4 protein-coding genes are annotated in these 2,933 nt (G+C 50.2%); all 4 read right to left on the bottom strand.

Annotation, left to right across the window (positions count from 1 at the left end; genetic code table 11):
* Positions 1 to 84: 84 nt before the first annotated feature.
* The 4 genes from OGV74_RS16580 to OGV74_RS16565 all read right to left on the bottom strand — a co-directional run bounded on the left by OGV74_RS16580 (position 85) and on the right by OGV74_RS16565 (position 2,820).
* The gene (locus tag OGV74_RS16580; protein WP_001749984.1) at positions 85 to 930 is read right to left on the bottom strand and encodes an ANT(3'')-Ia family aminoglycoside nucleotidyltransferase AadA16; all 846 of its coding nucleotides are present in this window, start codon (positions 928 to 930) and stop codon (positions 85 to 87) included.
* Between the two features lie 180 nt (positions 931 to 1,110).
* Positions 1,111 to 1,584: a trimethoprim-resistant dihydrofolate reductase DfrA27 gene (dfrA27, locus tag OGV74_RS16575; protein ID WP_001749985.1), complete on the bottom strand. Its 474-nt coding sequence runs from the start codon at positions 1,582 to 1,584 to the stop codon at positions 1,111 to 1,113.
* A 132-nt stretch (positions 1,585 to 1,716) separates the two neighbouring features.
* The gene (locus OGV74_RS16570; protein ID WP_001749986.1) at positions 1,717 to 2,169 is read right to left on the bottom strand and encodes an NAD(+)--rifampin ADP-ribosyltransferase Arr-3; all 453 of its coding nucleotides are present in this window, start codon (positions 2,167 to 2,169) and stop codon (positions 1,717 to 1,719) included.
* A 96-nt stretch (positions 2,170 to 2,265) separates the two neighbouring features.
* A complete protein-coding gene (locus tag OGV74_RS16565) occupies positions 2,266 to 2,820 on the bottom strand; it encodes a fluoroquinolone-acetylating aminoglycoside 6'-N-acetyltransferase AAC(6')-Ib-cr5 (protein ID WP_063840321.1) in 555 nt (184 codons plus the stop codon).
* Positions 2,821 to 2,933 lie beyond the last annotated feature (113 nt).

Here is a 2,933-nt window from a genome sequence, read left to right as displayed (position 1 = left end):
TGCACGCTTAAAAATAATAAAAGCAGACTTGACCTGATAGTTTGGCTGTGAGCAATTATGTGCTTAGTGCATCTAACGCCTGAATTAAGCTGCGCCGCGAAGCGGCGTCGGCTTGAATGAACTGTTAGACATCATTGGCGTGGAGCCGAGCAGACTGGCGGCTTCGTGCTTCACAAAGTAAATGAACGCAGTCAACTGATCAGCGCGTGAGGCCAAGCAATCCATCCCTTGTCCAAGGTAAGCCTGCTGGGCTTCAAGCAGCACGGGCTGATGTTGGACGGGCAGGCGTTCCATTACCCAGTTGGCAGCTACATCCTTCGGCGCGATCTTGCCGGTTGCTGCGCTGTACCAAATGCGAGACAAAGTAAGCACTACATTCCGCTCGTCGCCTGCCCAATCCGGTTGTGAGTTCCATAGTTTCAAGGTGTCGGCCAGTGCTTTGAATAGATCGCTTTCCGGGACTGAGTTGAAGAAATCTTCCGCGGCCGAACCTGCCAAGGCAAGGCTGTGTTGCCTTGCTTTAGTTAGCAGAATAGCCAGATCAACATCGGTTGTCGCGGGCTCGAAGATGCCCGCAAGAATGTCCTTGCGCTGCCACTCCCCGAATTGCAGTTCCCGTCTGGCTGGATAACGCCAAGGAACAACATCGCCGTACACGACGATGGTAACTTCCAAGGCACGGAGAGCTTCACTTTGGCCGGGAGAAGCGGAAACTTCCAGGAAATCTACGAACAGAGCCTGCCGCACAGTCTCATCGAGCTGTGCAGTCACAGTAACCAGCAAATCAATATCACTGCATGGCTTCAGGCCACCGTCGAGTGCAGAGCCGTACAAATGCACGGCCAGCAACGTCGATCCCAGATGATGCTCGATGACGTTGAGTGCCTGTGATAGCTGTACCGAAATCTCGGCGGGCACTGCGTTGCTCATGATGTCTAACTCCCAATTTGTGTAGGGCTTATTATGCACGCTTAAAAATAATAAAAGCAGACTTGACCTGATAGTTTGGCTGTGAGCAATTATGTGCTTAGTGCATCTAACGCCGCTAAGCAGCGGCACATTTTGCGTTTTGAGCGCAGCGAAGCAAAATGTGTCCGATGGCTTGGATGGTTAACCCCTTTGCCAGATTTGATAGCGATAATTTATATTTGAATGAAATTCCTGCTCGAACACCACATTGAACTCTTTGGGGATTTCCGGAAAGAAAACATTGCCCTCTGGCTCGGAATCTATTGTCGAGATATGTAGCGTGTCGGCATGGGCGATCAGACTCTTGTAGATCTCTCCACCACCAGAAACAACAACATGGTTCGTAAGAGTCTTTAGCTCCCTCATTGCTGCTTCTATAGATGGAAACACAACCACATCATCGTTAGTAGCTACCGATCCTGAGCGGCTGACAACTGCATACTTTCTATTTGGGAGAGCCCCCATTGCCTCAAATGTTTTACGGCCGACTAAGAGCCATTGATTGTAAGTTATTGCTTTAAAAAGCAGCTGCTCACCTTTAGCGTTCCACGGGATATCCGAGCCGCAGCCAATAACCCCATTTCTTGCTTTTGCAGCCATTAGTGATATTTTCACGATACTCCTTTGGGTTAACGCCGCCATAAACGGCGACAGGGTGGCGCGCCTATTGCGCATAAAATGGCGAAGCCATGCGCAACAGGCGCGGAATCTCTGGCGTCCGGTTTGATGGCTTTGTTATGCAAAGGACTAGTCTTCAATGACGTGTAAACCACGGCGCTTTAAGTCCTCCAACGAATCCAACATTCCCCTTATTAATTCAACAGGATGCCCCTCCCAGTCTTCAACAACGCCAACAATTCTCAAGGGTTCGCAGGTTCTATAGGACTGTGTTGGATTACCGGGAAATCTTTTGTTCGTAAGATTCGGATCGTCTTCGAACGGTCCTGTTGGCTCAACTATGTATATGTAGCCGCGACCCTCGAGGCCAGACAGTGACATAGCAAGTTCAGCTCCCCAAACTGCTGGCTCCATCAAGGCTGAAAAGTAGATGTGCTTAAGAATACGACCGTCCTCGAAATGAGAGATGAACCCTGTGGTTAGCAAGTCACCAATCGCCAAATTGGCTTTGGTTCCATGATAGAACGGTCCTTGCACCTGCTTGTAATTATCATGAGAGATGGGAATCCAATCTTTTACCATTTTAAGACCCTTAATTGTTGGGATTTGGCTGCATAACGTTTGACATGAGGGGCGGCCAAGGGCGCCAGCCCTTGGACGTCCCCCTCGATGGAAGGGTTAGGCATCACTGCGTGTTCGCTCGAATGCCTGGCGTGTTTGAACCATGTACACGGCTGGACCATATGGGGTGGTTACGGTACCTTGCCTCTCAAACCCCGCTTTCTCGTAGCATCGGATCGCTCGCAAGTTGCTCGGCGACGGGTCCGTTTGGATCTTGGTGACCTCGGGATCATTGAACAGCAACTCAACCAGAGCTCGAACCAGCTTGGTTCCCAAGCCTTTGCCCAGTTGTGATGCATTCGCCAGTAACTGGTCTATTCCGCGTACTCCTGGATCGGTTTCTTCTTCCCACCGTCCGTCCCCGCTTCCAAGAGCAACGTACGACTGGGCATACCCAATCGGCTCTCCATTCAGCATTGCAATGTATGGAGTGACGGACTCTTGCGCTAAAACGCTTGGCAAGTACTGTTCCTGTACGTCAGCAAGTGTCGGGCGTGCTTCTTCTCCGCCCCACCACTCGACGATATGAGATCGATTTAGCCACTCATAGAGCATCGCAAGGTCATGCTCAGTCATGAGGCGCAGTGTGACGGAATCGTTGCTGTTGGTCACGATGCTGTACTTTGTGATGCCTAACTTTGTTTTTGCGTTGCTCATGATGTCTAACTCCCAATTTGTGTAGGGCTTATTATGCACGCTTAAAAATAATAAAAGCAGACTTGACC

The organism is Citrobacter sp. Cf116 (assembly GCF_030336505.1).
GTDB classification, from domain to species: Bacteria; Pseudomonadota; Gammaproteobacteria; order Enterobacterales; family Enterobacteriaceae; genus Citrobacter; species Citrobacter freundii.
This window is presented reverse-complemented; position numbering and strand designations above follow the sequence as displayed.